The organism is Novosphingobium sp. SL115 (assembly GCF_026672515.1).
Lineage (GTDB): Bacteria > Pseudomonadota > Alphaproteobacteria > Sphingomonadales > Sphingomonadaceae > Novosphingobium.
In genome coordinates this window covers 2,849,896-2,864,787 of record NZ_JAPPRG010000002.1, presented here as the reverse complement: position 1 = coordinate 2,864,787, position 14,892 = coordinate 2,849,896, and the positions used below count along the sequence as shown (strand labels likewise).

Annotated in this window: 16 protein-coding genes; 11 read left to right on the top strand and 5 right to left on the bottom strand. The window is 62.2% G+C overall.

Annotated elements, in window-relative coordinates:
- Positions 1 to 22: 22 nt before the first annotated feature.
- Genes rnhA through ispH form a run of 3 tightly spaced genes read right to left on the bottom strand, consistent with a single transcriptional unit; the run spans position 23 to position 2,423 of the window.
- Entirely contained in the window at positions 23 to 454 is a 432-nt protein-coding gene (gene rnhA / locus OVA07_RS15335) for a ribonuclease HI (RefSeq protein WP_268172361.1), read from the bottom strand.
- Entirely contained in the window at positions 451 to 1,437 is a 987-nt protein-coding gene (thrB, locus tag OVA07_RS15330) for a homoserine kinase (protein WP_268172360.1), read from the bottom strand. The genes rnhA and thrB overlap by 4 nt, the downstream gene beginning before the upstream one ends.
- Positions 1,438 to 1,439: 2 nt before the next feature.
- A complete protein-coding gene (gene ispH, locus OVA07_RS15325) occupies positions 1,440 to 2,423 on the bottom strand; it encodes a 4-hydroxy-3-methylbut-2-enyl diphosphate reductase (RefSeq protein ID WP_268172359.1) in 984 nt (327 codons plus the stop codon).
- 126 nt (positions 2,424 to 2,549) lie between these two features.
- Between ispH and OVA07_RS15320 the strand changes: the two genes are divergently transcribed.
- From OVA07_RS15320 to tatC, 9 genes are all read left to right on the top strand, one after another.
- Positions 2,550 to 3,224, top strand: coding sequence for a hypothetical protein (locus OVA07_RS15320; RefSeq protein WP_268172358.1), 675 nt, complete (start codon positions 2,550 to 2,552; stop codon positions 3,222 to 3,224).
- 97 nt (positions 3,225 to 3,321) lie between these two features.
- Complete coding sequence (gene argS, locus OVA07_RS15315) at positions 3,322 to 5,073, top strand: arginine--tRNA ligase (protein ID WP_268172357.1); 1,752 nt, start codon at positions 3,322 to 3,324, stop codon at positions 5,071 to 5,073.
- A 33-nt stretch (positions 5,074 to 5,106) separates the two neighbouring features.
- A complete protein-coding gene (locus tag OVA07_RS15310; protein ID WP_268172356.1) occupies positions 5,107 to 5,967 on the top strand; it encodes an SPOR domain-containing protein in 861 nt (286 codons plus the stop codon).
- Between the two features lie 73 nt (positions 5,968 to 6,040).
- Positions 6,041 to 7,057 (top strand): beta-N-acetylhexosaminidase, encoded by a 1,017-nt coding sequence (gene nagZ, locus OVA07_RS15305; RefSeq protein WP_268172355.1) that lies wholly within the window; start codon positions 6,041 to 6,043, stop codon positions 7,055 to 7,057.
- Positions 7,054 to 7,848 (top strand): segregation and condensation protein A, encoded by a 795-nt coding sequence (locus tag OVA07_RS15300; protein WP_268172354.1) that lies wholly within the window; start codon positions 7,054 to 7,056, stop codon positions 7,846 to 7,848. The genes nagZ and OVA07_RS15300 overlap by 4 nt, the downstream gene beginning before the upstream one ends.
- Positions 7,849 to 7,850: 2 nt before the next feature.
- A complete protein-coding gene (scpB, locus tag OVA07_RS15295) occupies positions 7,851 to 8,471 on the top strand; it encodes an SMC-Scp complex subunit ScpB (RefSeq protein WP_268172353.1) in 621 nt (206 codons plus the stop codon).
- A 103-nt stretch (positions 8,472 to 8,574) separates the two neighbouring features.
- Positions 8,575 to 8,811 (top strand): twin-arginine translocase TatA/TatE family subunit, encoded by a 237-nt coding sequence (locus OVA07_RS15290; protein WP_268172352.1) that lies wholly within the window; start codon positions 8,575 to 8,577, stop codon positions 8,809 to 8,811.
- 39 nt (positions 8,812 to 8,850) lie between these two features.
- Positions 8,851 to 9,267 (top strand): Sec-independent protein translocase protein TatB, encoded by a 417-nt coding sequence (gene tatB / locus OVA07_RS15285; RefSeq protein WP_268172351.1) that lies wholly within the window; start codon positions 8,851 to 8,853, stop codon positions 9,265 to 9,267.
- The gene (gene tatC / locus OVA07_RS15280; RefSeq protein WP_268172350.1) at positions 9,264 to 10,088 is read left to right on the top strand and encodes a twin-arginine translocase subunit TatC; all 825 of its coding nucleotides are present in this window, start codon (positions 9,264 to 9,266) and stop codon (positions 10,086 to 10,088) included. The genes tatB and tatC overlap by 4 nt, the downstream gene beginning before the upstream one ends.
- Before the next feature lie 221 nt (positions 10,089 to 10,309).
- On the opposite strand, the gene OVA07_RS15275 is transcribed toward tatC, so the two are convergent.
- A complete protein-coding gene (locus tag OVA07_RS15275; protein WP_268172349.1) occupies positions 10,310 to 12,007 on the bottom strand; it encodes an amidohydrolase in 1,698 nt (565 codons plus the stop codon).
- Complete coding sequence (locus OVA07_RS15270; protein WP_268172347.1) at positions 12,004 to 12,927, bottom strand: NAD(P)-dependent oxidoreductase; 924 nt, start codon at positions 12,925 to 12,927, stop codon at positions 12,004 to 12,006. Before OVA07_RS15270 ends, OVA07_RS15275 begins: the two co-directional genes overlap by 4 nt.
- On the opposite strand from OVA07_RS15270, the gene OVA07_RS15265 reads away from it, so the two are divergent.
- Both OVA07_RS15265 and OVA07_RS15260 read left to right on the top strand, forming a co-directional pair.
- Complete coding sequence (locus OVA07_RS15265; RefSeq protein ID WP_268172346.1) at positions 12,916 to 13,389, top strand: hypothetical protein; 474 nt, start codon at positions 12,916 to 12,918, stop codon at positions 13,387 to 13,389. The genes OVA07_RS15270 and OVA07_RS15265 overlap by 12 nt on opposite strands.
- 38 nt (positions 13,390 to 13,427) lie before the next feature.
- Complete coding sequence (locus OVA07_RS15260) at positions 13,428 to 14,678, top strand: threonine ammonia-lyase (RefSeq protein WP_268172345.1); 1,251 nt, start codon at positions 13,428 to 13,430, stop codon at positions 14,676 to 14,678.
- The last annotated feature ends 214 nt before the right edge of the window (positions 14,679 to 14,892 follow it).

Sequence of the window (14,892 nt, the reverse complement as noted above, 5' to 3'; positions counted from 1 at the left end):
AAACGGGCGGCGCAAGTCGGCATCAGGCTGCCAGCGCTGCGTCGCTGGCCAGTTTGTCCACGCGTTCGTTTTCCGGATGGCCGTCGTGGCCTTTTACCCAGACCCATTCGATCTTGTGCGGGCGCGTGGCTTCCACCAGTGCGCGCCACAGGTCTTCGTTCTTCACCGGCTTGTTATCGGCTGTTTTCCAGCCCTTCTTTTGCCAGCCGAATACCCATTTGGTGATGCCATCCAGCACGTATTTGCTGTCGGTGTGCAAAGTGACTCGGCATGGCTGCTTCAAGGCTTCCAGCGCGCGGATCGCGCCCATCAATTCCATGCGGTTGTTGGTCGTTTCCTTTTCGGACCCGGCCATTTCCTTTTCATGCTCGCCCATGCGCAACAGCGCGCCCCAGCCTCCCTTGCCGGGATTGCCCTTGCACGCGCCATCGGTGAAAATTTCGACGTGCTTCATGCAAAGATGGCCGGATTTTCAGCGTAGAATTTCAGCCGCCGGGCAAAGGCCATCGGGTCTTTGCGCATCACCAGCGCATCGACAGGTGTGTTCAGCCAATCGAACGCGCGGCTTGAGGTGAAGCGCATTGCCGCGCCCTGCGCCAGCAGCGGCAGCGCAGCGCGTTCTTCGGCCGATAGCGGACGGACCGCTTCATACCCTTCAAGCAAGGCAGCCGACAGGTCGGCCTGGAAGGTGTGCCCGCTGGCATCAAAGCACCACGCTGCATGGGTTACTGCAACGTCATAGGCGATCAGATCATTGCAGGCGAAATAGAAGTCGATCAGCCCTGTCACCCTGTCGTTCAGCATCAGCACGTTATCGGGAAACAGGTCGGCATGGATCACCGAGCGTGGCAGATGGTCGGGCCATTGCGCTGCGATCTTTGGCATATATTGCGCCACCAGCCCGGCCAGGTCAGGGTCGATTTGCGCCAGCCCGTCAGACCCGCAGGCGTCGAACAGTCGCTGCCATTCGGCAAGGCCCATTCCATTTATGCGACTGGCCGGATAATCCGCCGCCGCCGCATGCAGCGAAGCCAGCGCTCCGCCCACTGCACGGGCCTGTGCAGGCGTGGGATCGCTGACCGAAACGCCGGGCAGAAACTCGATCAGCGCCAGCGCCTTGTCCTCGCCATCGGCATTGGGGCGCAGGCGGAACAGCCGACCTTCCCGATCGTGAATCGTCCGCGGCACTGGACAGCCTTTGGCTGCCAGATGGTCCAGCAGCGACAGGAAATAAGGCAAGTCCGCAATTTCTATGCGGAATTCATACATTGTCAGGATGAAGCGCGCGCCGGCACCATCTGCCCCTGTCGTTTCCAGCAGCCAGTTGCTGTTGGATACGCCCTCGGCAATGCCCTTGGCCGAAACCAACTGGCCTACGCCAAAATCGGCAACAAGCGCGGCCATCTCTTCCGCGCCGATCTGGGTATAAACGGCCATGGTCAGTCCACCAATTGGCGCGGCAGTTTGAACACCATCTTTTCTTCGGCAGTGGTCACCGTTTCTTCGGTCACCGCGCGCAAGCTGGCGATCTTGTCCACCACCTCGCGCACCAGCACTTCAGGAGCCGACGCACCGGCGGTAAGGCCCAGCGTTTCCACACCGTCCAGCCACGCAGGATCAATCTCGCTGGCGCGCTGGATCAATCGCGATGGTGTGCCCAGCCGCTGGGCCACTTCCACCAGCCGCAGTGAATTGGAACTGTTGGGCGCGCCAATCACCAGCAGCAACTGGCATTGTTCGGCAATCGCCTTCACCGCAGCCTGCCGGTTGGACGTTGCGTAACAGATGTCCTCGGCCTTGGGGGCGACGATCTGCGGGAACTTTGCCTGCAAGGCGGCCACGATTTCGGCGGTATCGTCCACCGAAAGCGTGGTCTGCGTCAGGAACGATAGCGCCTGATCTTCGGGAAAGCTCAGCCGGGCCACATCGTCCAGCGTTTCGACCAGTGTAATCGTGCCTGCCGGAACCTGCCCCATCGTGCCGATCACTTCGGGGTGTCCCTTGTGGCCGATGAACAGGATGTGCCGCCCGGCTTCAACCTGTCGTTCGGCCTGCCGATGGACTTTGCTGACCAGCGGGCAGGTGGCGTCCAGCCAGTCCAGCCCGCGTTCGCTGGCGACTTGCGGCACCACTTTGGGCACACCGTGGGCAGAAAATACCACTGGCGCGCCATCGGGCACTTGGTCCAGTTCTTCCACGAACGTGGCACCCTTGGCCTTCAGTCCATCCACGACAAAGCGGTTGTGTACGATTTCGTGCCGCACATAAACCGGCGCGCCGTAACGCTGCAGGGCGCGCTCCACAATTTCGATCGCGCGGTCCACCCCGGCGCAGAATCCGCGCGGCGCGGCAATCAACAGGCGCAGGGGAAGAAGGTTGGGCGATGTCCCTTCGGACGCGGGTTCTGGCAAGCTGGCGTTCATCGCCCGGCCCTTAGCAGCAAGCGCAGCCTCCCGCCATTGCCGAAAGCGGTCTGGGTGGGTAGAGGTGACCGCAAATGTCGGCCCAGCGCCAAAAGAACACAGCTTTTTGCAAGGATGAAAGTGCCCATGATCGCATCCGCCCGTCGCCCTGTGATGAAATGGGCCATTTGGGGCGCCCCGCTTGTTGCGGCCCTTGCATTGGGTGGTTGCGGGGCCAAGCGTGGCGAACTGGTCGTGGATGAAGCGGTGGGCGTCAAGGCGCTGCGCGATCCTTGCCCGCGCGTAGGTGTGCCTGATTACACCGGAGACATCACGCTGTTCACTGCAGCGGGTCGCACTGATTCGGCGGCGATTGATGTCGAAGCGGTCATCACCAATGTCCGTTCGCAGTGCACCGATGGCGACAAGCTCTATTCGCTGGCCAGCTTTGATGTGCAGGCCCGCCGTGTCGATACGCGCGGCGCGCGCCGGGTGGAACTGCCCTATTTCTCCACTGTCATTCGTGGCGGCAACGTGGTGGTCGCCAAGCGGGTGGGCAAGGTCGTGCTCGATTTTGCCGATGGTCAGGCTCGTGCCAGCGCCAAGGCACAAGGCGCGGCCTATGTCGAAAAGGCCGAAGCTGCACTGCCCGAAGAGATCGCCCAGCGCATTTCGCGCAAGCGCCGCGCTGGCGATCAGGACGCCGCTGTCGATCCGCTGGCCCAGCCTGACGTGAAGGCTGCGCTTGCCCGTGCGAACTTTGAATTGCTGGTGGGCTTCCAGCTTACGGACGCACAACTGCAGTACAACGTGCGGCGCTGACAATCTCTGATGGCTGGCTCTGATGGCTGACGCGGCTCGGAAGTGACCGGGTATCACACTCTTTCGCTTTTCGCGCACATCCGCTAACCGCGCGGCCATGACTGATGGCCAGATGAATCTTCACGCCGACTTCGTTCGGGTAATCGATGCCGCGCTGACTGCGCTGGAAGTGGCAGGCACGTTGCCTGGCGGACTGCCGCGAAGCGCGGTGACGTGCGAACCGCCGCGCGATCCTTCGCATGGCGATCTGTCGACCAATGCCGCGATGGTGCTGGCCAAGCCTGCAGGTACCAACCCGCGCGCTCTGGCCGCTGCGCTGGTGGCCGAACTGGAAAAAGAACCGCGCGTCGTTTCGGCCGAGATTGCCGGGCCGGGGTTCATCAACCTGCGATTGGTTGATGATGCCTGGCGCGGCGAACTGGCGCTGATCGCGCAGGCAGGGGCTAATTATGGCCGCTCTGCCATGGGTGGCGGCAAAGTGGTGAATGTCGAATATGTGTCGGCCAATCCGACCGGTCCTATGCACATGGGCCACTGCCGCGGCGCGGTGGTGGGCGATGCCCTGGCTGACTTGCTCGCCTTCAGCGGGCACAAAGTCATCAAGGAATACTACGTCAACGATGCGGGCGCGCAGGTCGACGTCCTCGCTCGTTCGGTCCATATCCGCTATCGTGAAGCGCTGGGCGAAGCCGTTGGTGAAATTCCGGAAGGGCTTTATCCGGGCGACTATCTGGTCCCGGTGGGCCAGGCGCTGGCTGCCGAATTTGGTGGCAAATATGCCACCGCGCCCGAAAGCGAGTGGCTGATTCTGTTCCGCACGCGCGCGGTGGCCGCGATGATGGACATGATCCGCGTCGATCTGGCCACGCTGGGCATCCGTCACGATCTTTTCTCCTCCGAAGCGGAGCTTCAGGCATCGGGCAAGGTCGATGCGGCCGAAAGCTGGCTGCGCGCGCACGATCTGGTCTATGATGGCCAGCTTGAAGCGCCCAAGGGTAAGACTCTGGACGATTGGGAGCCGGTCGAACTGCCGCTGTTCCGCTCGACCCGTTTCGGGGACGATCAGGATCGCCCGATCAAGAAGTCGAACGGGGCGTGGACCTATTTCGGGGCGGACCTTGCCTATCACTTCCAGAAGGCCCAGAATGCCGATGCATTGGTGGACATCTGGGGCGCGGACCATGCCGGCACGGTCAAGCGGATCAAGGCCGCCGTTGCCGCACTGACCAGTGCCGATGGCGGCACGGCAAAGCCTTTCGAGGTGAAGCTGGTGCAGATGGTGCAGTTGCTGCGCGATGGCCAGCCGATGAAAATGTCCAAGCGTTCCGGCACTTTCATCACGCTTGCGGATATGGTGGCCGAAGTGGGCAAAGACGTGGTCCGCTTCACCATGCTGACCCGCAAGCCTGACGCACAGATGGACTTCGATTTTGCCAAAGTGGTGGAAGCATCGAAGGACAACCCGGTGTTCTATGTGCAATATGCCCATGCGCGCATCTGCAGGAACATTCGCAAGGGGGCGGACGAAGGCTTTGTTCCATCGGCGCAAAATCTTGGCCTGCTGGGCGAAGAAGAACTGGCGTTGGTGAAGCTGGCAGCACAGTTCCCGCGTATGGTCGAAGCGGCGGCCATTGCGCGCGAACCGCACCGGATCGCCTTCTTCCTCCATGACCTCGCCTCGGCCTTCCACTCGTACTACAACCTTGGCAATGATCGCCCGGAGAAGCGGTTCATTGTGGCACATGACTCCGCAATGACCGCAGCTCGTCTTTTCCTTGCCGCGCAAATCGGGCAAGTTGTGAAGAACGGTCTGGCCCTGTTGGGGGTTCAGGCTGCGGAAGAGCTTTGACAGCACGGTTAATGGACGGGGCAGGGACTCACGATGCACGGCGATAACGACGATCAGACCTGGGGCGAACAGGGTCCCGAAGGGCAGGGCGCGGGCAAGCCGTTCAATGTGTCGGCTGAACTTGACCATGTTTCAGGCGTTGCTGCTGATGCGGCCTCAGATGCGGTCGCGTCTGGCGCAGATGTGTTAAAAAGCGCGGCTGCTTCGGTAACAGCGGCGGCATCGGGCGTTCTGGCATCGGGTAATGACCGTCTTGCGCTGGGTGACAATGAAAGCCTGCCATGGCTGGAAAGCGCTGACGATCTCGATGCCGATGCCGAAGATGCGGGCAACGGTCGTCTGATTGGTTTTGCAGTGATGGGTTTGGTCGTGCTGGCGGCGCTGATTGGCGGCATCTATTGGGCATCGAACCGTGGTACCGGCCCTGCCAACGCCGATGGCAGCCTGATTGAAGCGAGCAAGGCCCCCTACAAGGTCGCGCCGAGCGATCCGGGTGGCAAGACTTTTGCCGGCACCGGCGATTCCAGTTTCAAGGTGAGCGAAGGCGAAAAGCCCGGTGCGACGCTGGCAGGATCGGCTGCTGCGGCACCATCTGCCTCGGCAAGCGCCGCGCCCAAGCCTAACGCTGTTGCCACACCTAAGCCTGCCGCTGGCACGGGTGGTATCGGTGTGCAGGTCGGCGCTTATTCTTCTAGCGCAACGGCCGAAGCAGGTTGGAACAAGCTGGCTTCCACGCACGAATCGCTCAAAGGCCTGTCGCACCGCGTGATCGAAGGCAAAGCCGACATCGGCACCGTCTATCGCCTTCAGGCGGTTGCGGCTGATGTCTCTGCGGCCAATGCCTTGTGCCAGAAGCTTCAGGCAGGTGGCCTGAAGTGTCAGGTAAAGCGCTGATCGCAAGGTTTTCCCCGATATCGCGCAATCCCGGCCTTGAGTAAGCGCCGGGATTGCGCAAACCCTTACCCCCATGCTTCCCGCCATTTTCGGGCTGTCCGGCCTGACCCTCACCGATGATGAATGCGCGTTCTTTCGCGATTGCGATCCGGCAGGCTACATCCTGTTTGGCCGCAACGTGGAAAGCCGGGCGCAGATTCGGGCGCTGACCGATGAACTGCGCAACCTGCATGGCCGCGACCGCACCTTCATCTGCATCGATCAGGAAGGTGGCCGTGTCGCCCGTATGAAGCCGCCGGTCTGGGCGGCATATCCGCCCGGCGAACGGTTTGACCGCCTGTATGACCTTGCGCCGGCCAGTGCGATTGAGGCCGCGCGGGCCAATGCTCACGCTTTGGGGCTGGATCTGGCCGAAGTCGGAATCAGCGTCGATTGTCTGCCTTTGCTTGATGTGCGCCAGCCTGGCGCGCATGACGTTATCGGGGACCGCGCGCTGGGGGCGGAACCGCGCCGTGTGGCTGCGCTGGGCCGGGCAACGCTGGATGGCCTTGGCCGTGCCGGAGTTGCGGGCGTTATCAAGCACATGCCGGGGCATGGCAGGGCGCTGGTGGACAGCCACAAGGAACTACCCACAGTCACCGCGTCGGCAGAAGAGCTGGCACTGGATATCGAACCGTTCCGGGTGTTGAAGGATGCGGCCATCGCCATGACCGCGCATGTGCGCTTCACCGCATGGGATGCGGACAATCCGGCGACGCATTCGGCCTTCGTGGTTGAACAGATCATCCGTCAGGCCATCGGCTTTGATGGTCTGCTGTTGACCGACGATCTGGATATGCAAGCCTTGGGTGACACCGTGCCTGAACGCGCGGCGCGGGCGCAGGTGGCGGGTTGTGATATTGCACTGAATTGCTGGGCGAAAATGGACGATATGGTCGGTATCGCCCACGCGCTTGCACCGATGAGCGTACTGACCAAGGCCCGCCTTGATCGGGCGCTGGCACCCACTGCCGCGTTTGACGGGCCTGCTGATCTTGCCGAACAAGCGCCACTTTTCGCGACCCGCGACCGGCTGTTGGATCTCGCATGACCGACGAAGCCGCCGCGCCCAGCCTGTTTGCAGGCGATGAGGTGTGGGATGGCATTGCTTCGGCCGAAAATCCCGACGCTGCGCTCTATCTGGAACTGGATGGGTGGGAAGGTCCGCTGGATCTTTTGCTTGAACTGGCGCGGCGGCAAAAGGTTGATTTGCGGACGATTTCCATCCTTGATCTGGTCGATCAGTATCTGGGATATATTGAGCGTGCCGAGGCGTTCAAGCTGGAACTGGCGGCGGATTATCTGGTGATGGCGGCTTGGCTGGCTTACCTTAAGTCCTTGTTATTGTTGCCGCGTGATCCTGAAGTGCAGCCAAGCCCGGAAGAAATGGCGCTGCGATTGCAACTGCGGTTGCAGCGGCTTGGTGCGATGCGGGAAGCGGGCGCGCGGCTGATGGCGCGGGACCGGGTAGGGCGCGATGTGTTTGTGCGGGGCGCGCCAGAGGGGCTGGCGGTGGATCGCAAGGCGCTGTGGAAGTGCGATATTTTCAGCCTGATTCAAGCCTATGGGGCAATCAAGAAGCGCCAGCAACCGGTGGTCCACATGGTCCGCGAACGTGCGGTGATGACGCTGGATGCGGCCCTGGCGCGCGTGGCGAAAATGCTGGGCCTGGCGGTGGACTGGACCGATCTGCGGGCCTTTTTGCCGGTTGAGGCGGACCCGCAGTTGCGGAAATCGGCGCTGGCGTCGAGTTTCCTTGCGGCACTGGAACTGGCCAAGCAGGGACGGGCAGAAATCGCGCAGGATCAGGCATTTGGACCGCTTATGTTGCGGGCGGTGTAGGCATGAACGAACCGGACGACCTTGAACGGGCGGTAGAGGCGACATTGTTCGCGTCTGAGCAACCCCTTACAATACAACAGATTTCTGCGCATCTGGGCGGGGCTGACCTGAACCATACCTTGGCGGCACTTAAAACCACCTATGCCGACCGGGGCGTCCATTTGGTGGAGCGGGGAGGGCGCTGGCACTTCCAGACCGCACCCGACCTTGCCCACCTGCTGCGCCGCGAAAAGGAAGAGCCGCGCCGCCTGTCGCGCGCGGCAACTGAAGCGCTGGCGATCATCGCCTATCAGGAACCTGTCAGCCGGGCCGAGATTGAGGCGATTCGCGGTGTGCAAACCGCCAAGGGCACGCTGGACGTGCTGCTTGAGGCGGGGTGGATACGTATTGCTGGACGGCGCGAAGTTCCCGGTCGGCCTACGATCTATGCGACAACACCTGAATTTCTAACGCATTTTGGCCTGTCTTCCCGCCGTGATCTGCCCGGAATCGAGGAATTGCGCGCTGCCGGCCTGCTTGACCCGGTGGAGGAAGCGTTTGCCGTCTTGACGGGCGGCGGGGATAGCGACACGGGGAAACAACAACCGTCTGGCGAGAACGGCGAAATCAGCGGCATGGATTGACTGGCAAGTTGCCGCCGGACTTCCTATCTAGGTCTGGTCTTCTTATCTTGGTTCGGCGTTCCTCGTGAGTATCTTGGCCTTGGGGCGTTAAGGAGTTTGTGACATGGGTGGTCTTTCCCTTCCGCACCTGATCGTGCTGGCGCTGGTTGTTCTGGTGCTGTTTGGCCGCGGCCGCATATCGGAAATGATGGGCGATTTCGGCAAGGGCATCAAAAGCTTCAAGGCCGGCATGACCGACGAGGACAACAAGCCTGTCCCGCCGCCGCCCGCACAGATTCAGCAGCAGGCGACCCCAGTTCAACCCGCTGCGCAGCCGACTTCGACCGAACAGGGCCAGTAAGCGCCTTTTGCTGCACGCAAGCGTTAAGGGCCTATAGCCTTGTTTGATATCGGCGCGTCCGAACTTCTGGTGCTGGTCATCGTGGCGATCGTTGTGATCGGCCCGAAAGACCTGCCGCTTGCGCTGCGCACAGCCGGGCGGTGGGTGGCCAAGATGCGCCGTGTTTCAAACCACTTCCGTTCAGGCATTGAAACCATGATCCGCGAGGCGGAAATGGAAGAGATGGAACGCAAGTGGAAGGAACAGAACGAGCGGATCATGAGCGAAACCGCCGCGCAGGAAACTGCCGCTGCCGCGGATGGTCAGACCCCTGCTGCGGCGGAAGATCAGAATGATCCGGTTATGATCGGCCCGATGCCGCCAGAAGAAAAGGTGGCGCAGGCCGATGCCGCGCCCTCGGCTATGCCAACTAGCATGCCCTCAGGCATACCGGGACCGGGAGCCGCGCAATCGTGATTGGCGATATCGACGAGACGCAGGCTCCGCTGCTGGACCATCTGCTGGAACTGCGCACGCGTCTGTTGCGCTGCGTCTACGCGCTGCTGGCCGCGTTTGCGGTGTGCTTCTATTTCGCGGACGACATCTTCACCATTCTGGCGCAGCCGCTGGTCCATGCGTTCCCGCCGGGACAGGGCAAGCTGATCTACACCAAGCTTTACGAAGCGTTCTTCGTAGAACTGAAGGTGTCGATGTTCGCCGCGTTCTTCATCAGCTTCCCAGTGATTGCCAACCAGCTTTGGGCGTTTGTCGCGCCGGGGCTTTATGCCAAGGAAAAGAGGGCGTTCCTGCCGTTCCTTCTGGCCACGCCAATCCTGTTTACCGCCGGTGCCAGCCTTGCCTATTTCATCGTCATGCCCACGGCGTTCCGCTGGTTTCTGGGCTTTGAAGGCGACAAGGGCGGGCTGCAACTGGAAGCGCTGCCGGGCACGGGCGACTACCTGAGTCTGGTGATGCAGTTCATTCTGGCGTTCGGCATCAGCTTCCTGCTGCCGGTGCTGCTGATGCTGCTGAACCGTGCGGGCATTGTAAGCCGGGCGCAATTGGTCACAGCGCGCCGGTATGTGGTGGTAGGCATTTTTGCGGTAGCGACTGTGGCGACACCGCCCGATGTCGTATCCCAGCTTATGCTGGCGATCCCGCTGCTGCTGCTGTTTGAAGGCACGCTGATCCTGATGCGCTTTACCGAAAAGGCCGATGCGCGGCGCAAGGCTGCGGAAGAGGCTGCCGAGGCGCAGGCCGCGTTGGCCGCTGGTGAGGTTCCGCCGCTGCTGCCTTGAGTTTTGGGTTTGGTGTCTCGACTTCGCTCGACATGAACGGTGAACAAGAGGATTACGCCCGGTCCAAAAGAAACGGGGGCCGCAGCCCCCGTTTCGGAAAATCGATGCTTTGGCCCGATGCTTAAAGGCCGCGATGTGGGCTTGAGAGGGCGCAACTTTCGCAACGCAGCTTTGGAGGCAACTTTGGAACTGGGCCACCTTAGCCTTCCGCGTCGGGCTGGTTAACGCTTATCCCCGGCACTGGTTTCCATGGCCGGATCTGCTGACCAGACGCGCGCCCCCCCAATCCACGTTTCCAGCACTTTGGTTGCGCGGATCTGTGCTGCATTTGCGGTGAGCGGATCAGTATCGACCAGCACGAAGTCGGCGCGCTGGCCGGCGGCGAGGCGGCCAAAGCGCTGTTCGGCAAAGCCCGCATAAGCGGCATCGGCGGTATAGGCGGCGAGCGCTTGGGCAGGGGAGAGTCGTTCCTGCGGTTGCCAGCCGCCTGCGGGTTGATCGTCTGGACCTTGGCGGCTGATGGCGGCGGCAAGGCCGGCCCATGGATCAGCCGTTTCAACCGGGGCGTCCGAGCCGAAAGCCAAGCGGACGCCTGCGGTTTTCAAGGACTTCCATGCATAGGCTCCGGCCAGCCGATCCGGGCCAAGGCGGGCTTCTGCCATCAGACGATCCGATGTCTGGTGAACGGGCTGCATCGAGGCGATGGCCCCGCTGCTGGCGAAGCGGGCAAAATCTTTCGGATCGACGATCTGGGCATGTTCGACGCGCCAGCGGCGGTCACCCTTGTATGTGGCGGAAAGGTCGTTGATCGCGCCGATCACGGTGGTGTTGGCTTCATCGCCAATGGCGTGAACAGCCACCTGAAAACCGTCCATCGCGGCGCGGCTCATCATGTTGCCAAGCTGGGTTTGCGACAGTTGCGGTAGACCTTTGGTGCCGGGCGCATCGGCATAGGGCGCTTTCAGCCATGCCCCGCGTGAACCCAGCGCGCCATCGAGATAGAGCTTTACCCCGTTGAGGCGCAGGCGATCCTGATAGAGCCATGGTGAGGGGCCGGGGCCGCCGATCAGCACCATTTGTTCAGGCCCGGCGGCATAGGCCATGACGCGCACATAGAGGCGGTTGGCGTCGCCCGCGCGGCGGAAGGCCTGCCAGTCTTCGATATTGGTGCCCATGTCCGCGACGGCAGTGACGCCGCGCTTGAACAGGATTTGTTGCGCTGTGGCAAAGGCGGTGTCGCGGTCTTCCGGGCGGGGTGCGGGGACACGCACATTCACCAGTTCCATCGCAGCGTCGACCAGCACGCCCTGCGGTGTGCCGTCGGGCGCGCGCTCGATCTTGCCGCCTGCCAGGTCTTTGCTGGCGGCGGTGACGCCTGCGGCTTTCAACGCCGCACTATTGGCCCAGCCTGCGTGGCCATCGACCCGTTCCAGCCAGACCGGGCGACCGCCGGTAACCGCATCAAGTTCAGCCGCCGTGGGAAAGCGGCCCAGTTTCCACAGTTCCTGATTCCAGCCGCGCCCGGTTATCCACGGGCGATCCGGGTGTTCGGCGGTGAATTTGGCGATGCGATCAAGCGCCTGGCCAAGCGATGTGGTGTCGGACAGGTCGAGGCTGAGCGCGGCAAGGCCAAGGCTCATCACATGGGCGTGGGCATCGATCATGCCGGGAAGCATGACGCGGCCTTGGCCATCGACGTGATACTGGTATTCCTTGCGCGGTTTGGGTGCCTTTTCACCCTTGCGGATCAGACGTTTGACCACGCCACCATCATCGAACAGCAGCCCGGTGAAAGTATCCACCTCGCCGTTTACGCCGATGGTTGTGCCGCGCACATTGTCGATCAGGGTATCGGCAAAGGCGGGCGATGTGGTTGCGAGCAGGGCGGCGAGGAGTGCAGGAGCAACCTTTGCTTTCACGATTTTGCGCCTCCACGGCGGGGCAGGCGGCGGATCAGCGCGCTGGTATCTTCACGCCCATATCCCATAGCCTGCACATCGACATAGAACTGATCGACCAGCGCGGTGAAGGGCAGGCTGGCGCCCAGATTGCGCGCTTCATCGATGGCGAGGCCCAGATCCTTGCGCATCCAGTCGACCGCGAAGCCGAAATCAAATTCGTCCTTGGCCATGGTATGGAAGCGGTTGTCCATCTGCCACGATTGCGCCGCGCCGCCCGAGATGGCTTCAAACACCTTGTCGAGATCGAGATGGGCGATCTGGGCGAAGCGGATGGCTTCGGACAGGCCGGCAAGCGCGCCTGCGATGCACATCTGATTGGCCATCTTGGCGGTCTGGCCTGCGCCCGATTTGCCGACATGGACAACGCGCTTGGCATAGGCGGCAAGGATGGGGCGGGCGGCATCAACTGCGCGCGCACTGCCGCCGCACATGATGGCAAGGGTTCCGGCTTCGGCACCGGACTGGCCACCGGTGACCGGGGCATCGACACAGAGCAGTTCCTTGTCGCGCCCTTCGACCGCGATCTGGCGGGCGATGCGTGCCGAAACGGTGGTGTGATCGATGTAGAGCGCGCCGCGCCGCAGGGTGGAAAACGCGCCATTGGGGCTGAGCACGACATCGGCAAGGTCATCGTCATTGCCGACGCAGGTGATGACGGCATCGGCGCCATCGGCGGCTTCAGCCGGGCTGGAGGCGACGCGCACGGTGATGCCGGGGTTGGCGGCCTGCCACGCCTCTGCCCGCGCAGGGGTGCGGTTGTAGATGGTAAGGTGGTGGCCGGCGTTGCCAAGGTGGCGGGCCATGGCCCCGCCCATGACGCCAAGGCCCAGGAACGAGACGTTGATGGGAGCGGCGGAAACGGGAGTGTGATCGGTCATAGCGGTATTCATATCGGGTTTGCGCGCGCATGCCAGCCCTTGCCGATTGATGCGCCGGTTGCGCTGACGCTGCGGGCGCAGCATAGGCGGGCGATGACTTCGTGGACCGACACGTTATCGTGGCTTGCCCGGCTGGCTTTCTGGCCTGCGCTGATCTTTGCGCTGGTAATGGCGGTTTTGCCCAAGCCGCCGCAAGTGCCCGGCATGGATCTGGGCGACAAGGTGCAGCATATGCTGGCGTTCTTTACGCTGGCAGTGCTGGCGGGCACGGGCTGGCCGCGCGCGTCGCTGGTAAAAGCGGCGCTGTGGCTTTCGCTGGTGGGAGCGGGGATCGAGGTAGTGCAGGCCATTCCGGTGCTGCACCGCGATTCGGACTGGCGTGACTGGGTGGCGGATACGCTGGCGATTGTGGTTGCGATGATGCCAGTGCTGGCATTCCGCCACGTTTCCCGCAAAGCTTGAGGTTTTCTTGGACGCTGCTTTCCGTTAGGGCGCAGGCCATGGAAACTACAGCGCTCATGCCCGAAACGCAGGAAAATGCCCTGCTGACCCTTGCCGACGTTCGTGCGGCGGCGGAGCGCATTGCCGGTCAGGTGGTGCGCACGCCAACCCTGTATAGCAAGACGCTGAGCGCGATTACTGGCGCGAACATCTGGATCAAGTTCGAGAACCTGCAATTCACAGCTGCCTATAAGGAGCGTGGCGCGCTGAATGCGCTGCTGCTGCTGCCTGAAGAACAGCGCCAGCGTGGCGTGATTGCGGCATCGGCAGGCAACCATGCGCAGGGGCTTTCGTATCATGGCACCCGGCTGGGGCTGCCCGTCACCATCGTCATGCCCAAGACCACGCCGACGGTGAAGGTGATGCAGACCGAGGCCGTGGGCGGCAAAGTGGTGCTGGAAGGCGAGACGTTCGACGAGGCCTATGCCTATGCCCGGAGCATGGAAAAACAGCTTGGGCTGACGTTCGTTCACCCGTTTGACGAGCGCAATGTGGCGGCGGGGCAGGGCACCGTGGCGCTGGAAATGCTGGAAGACGCGCCCGAAATCGACATGCTGGCGGTGCCGATTGGCGGCGGCGGGCTGCTTTCGGGCATGGGCACGGCGGCACGGGGGATCAAGCCGGGGATCGGGTTGATTGGTGTACAGGCGCAACTGTTCCCGTCGATGTTTGCCAAGCTGAAGCATCTGGAACTGCCCTGCGGCGGCGATACGTTGGCCGAAGGGATTGCGGTGAAGGAACCGGGCACGTTCACGTCGAGCGTGCTGGGCGGTCTGGTGGACGATGTGGTGCTGGTGGATGAACCAGCGCTGGAATCGGCACTGGCGCTGCTGTTGCAGATTGAAAAGACCGTGGTTGAAGGCGCGGGCGCGGCGGGGCTTGCGGCGGTGATGCAGAACCGCGAGATGTTTGCCGGGCGTAATGTGGGTATCGTGCTGACAGGCGCGAACATCGACACCCGCCTGCTGGCCAACGTGCTGCTGCGCGATCTGGCGCGTTCGGGGCGGCTGGGACGGCTACGCATTACCTTGCAGGATCGGCCCGGTGCGCTGTTTAAAGTGGTGGAGGAGTTCAACCGCCATCAGGTGAACATTCTGGAAGTGTGGCACCAACGTATCTTCACCTCGCTTCCGGCAAAGGGGCTGACGGCGGAGATCGAGTGTGAAGCGCGCGATCGGGAGCAGATCGACCGGCTGGTCGCTGGCCTGCGCGGCAAGGGATATGACGTGGTGCAGGTGGAGCTGGGCTGACGTTACGGCGCGGGATGAGCGATTTGCGTGCATCTTGCGCTTGTTAACTTTTGCCGTTGCGGGTGTCCTGTATCTGCACCGACTGCAGTTTATGCCGTGAAATCGCCGGAACGGTACCACTTTGTGCGTAAAAACCGCGTGAATGCATGGTTAACGGGGCTTTTACGAAAGGGTTTGCTGGGGCATTGTCGTTACTGACATGCCGGACAGCCCG

Bases quoted from the DNA above. Each gene is read 5' to 3' on its own strand.
- rnhA (WP_268172361.1), bottom strand. From the start codon at position 454: ATGAAGCACGTCGAAATTTTCACCGATGGCGCGTGCAAGGGCAATCCC.
- thrB (WP_268172360.1), bottom strand. From the start codon at position 1,437: ATGGCCGTTTATACCCAGATCGGCGCGGAAGAGATGGCCGCGCTTGTT.
- ispH (WP_268172359.1), bottom strand. From the start codon at position 2,423: ATGAACGCCAGCTTGCCAGAACCCGCGTCCGAAGGGACATCGCCCAAC.
- OVA07_RS15320 (WP_268172358.1), top strand. From the start codon at position 2,550: ATGATCGCATCCGCCCGTCGCCCTGTGATGAAATGGGCCATTTGGGGC.
- argS (WP_268172357.1), top strand. From the start codon at position 3,322: ATGACTGATGGCCAGATGAATCTTCACGCCGACTTCGTTCGGGTAATC.
- OVA07_RS15310 (WP_268172356.1), top strand. From the start codon at position 5,107: ATGCACGGCGATAACGACGATCAGACCTGGGGCGAACAGGGTCCCGAA.
- nagZ (WP_268172355.1), top strand. From the start codon at position 6,041: ATGCTTCCCGCCATTTTCGGGCTGTCCGGCCTGACCCTCACCGATGAT.
- OVA07_RS15300 (WP_268172354.1), top strand. From the start codon at position 7,054: ATGACCGACGAAGCCGCCGCGCCCAGCCTGTTTGCAGGCGATGAGGTG.
- scpB (WP_268172353.1), top strand. From the start codon at position 7,851: ATGAACGAACCGGACGACCTTGAACGGGCGGTAGAGGCGACATTGTTC.
- OVA07_RS15290 (WP_268172352.1), top strand. From the start codon at position 8,575: ATGGGTGGTCTTTCCCTTCCGCACCTGATCGTGCTGGCGCTGGTTGTT.
- OVA07_RS15270 (WP_268172347.1), bottom strand. From the start codon at position 12,927: ATGACCGATCACACTCCCGTTTCCGCCGCTCCCATCAACGTCTCGTTC.
- OVA07_RS15260 (WP_268172345.1), top strand. From the start codon at position 13,428: ATGGAAACTACAGCGCTCATGCCCGAAACGCAGGAAAATGCCCTGCTG.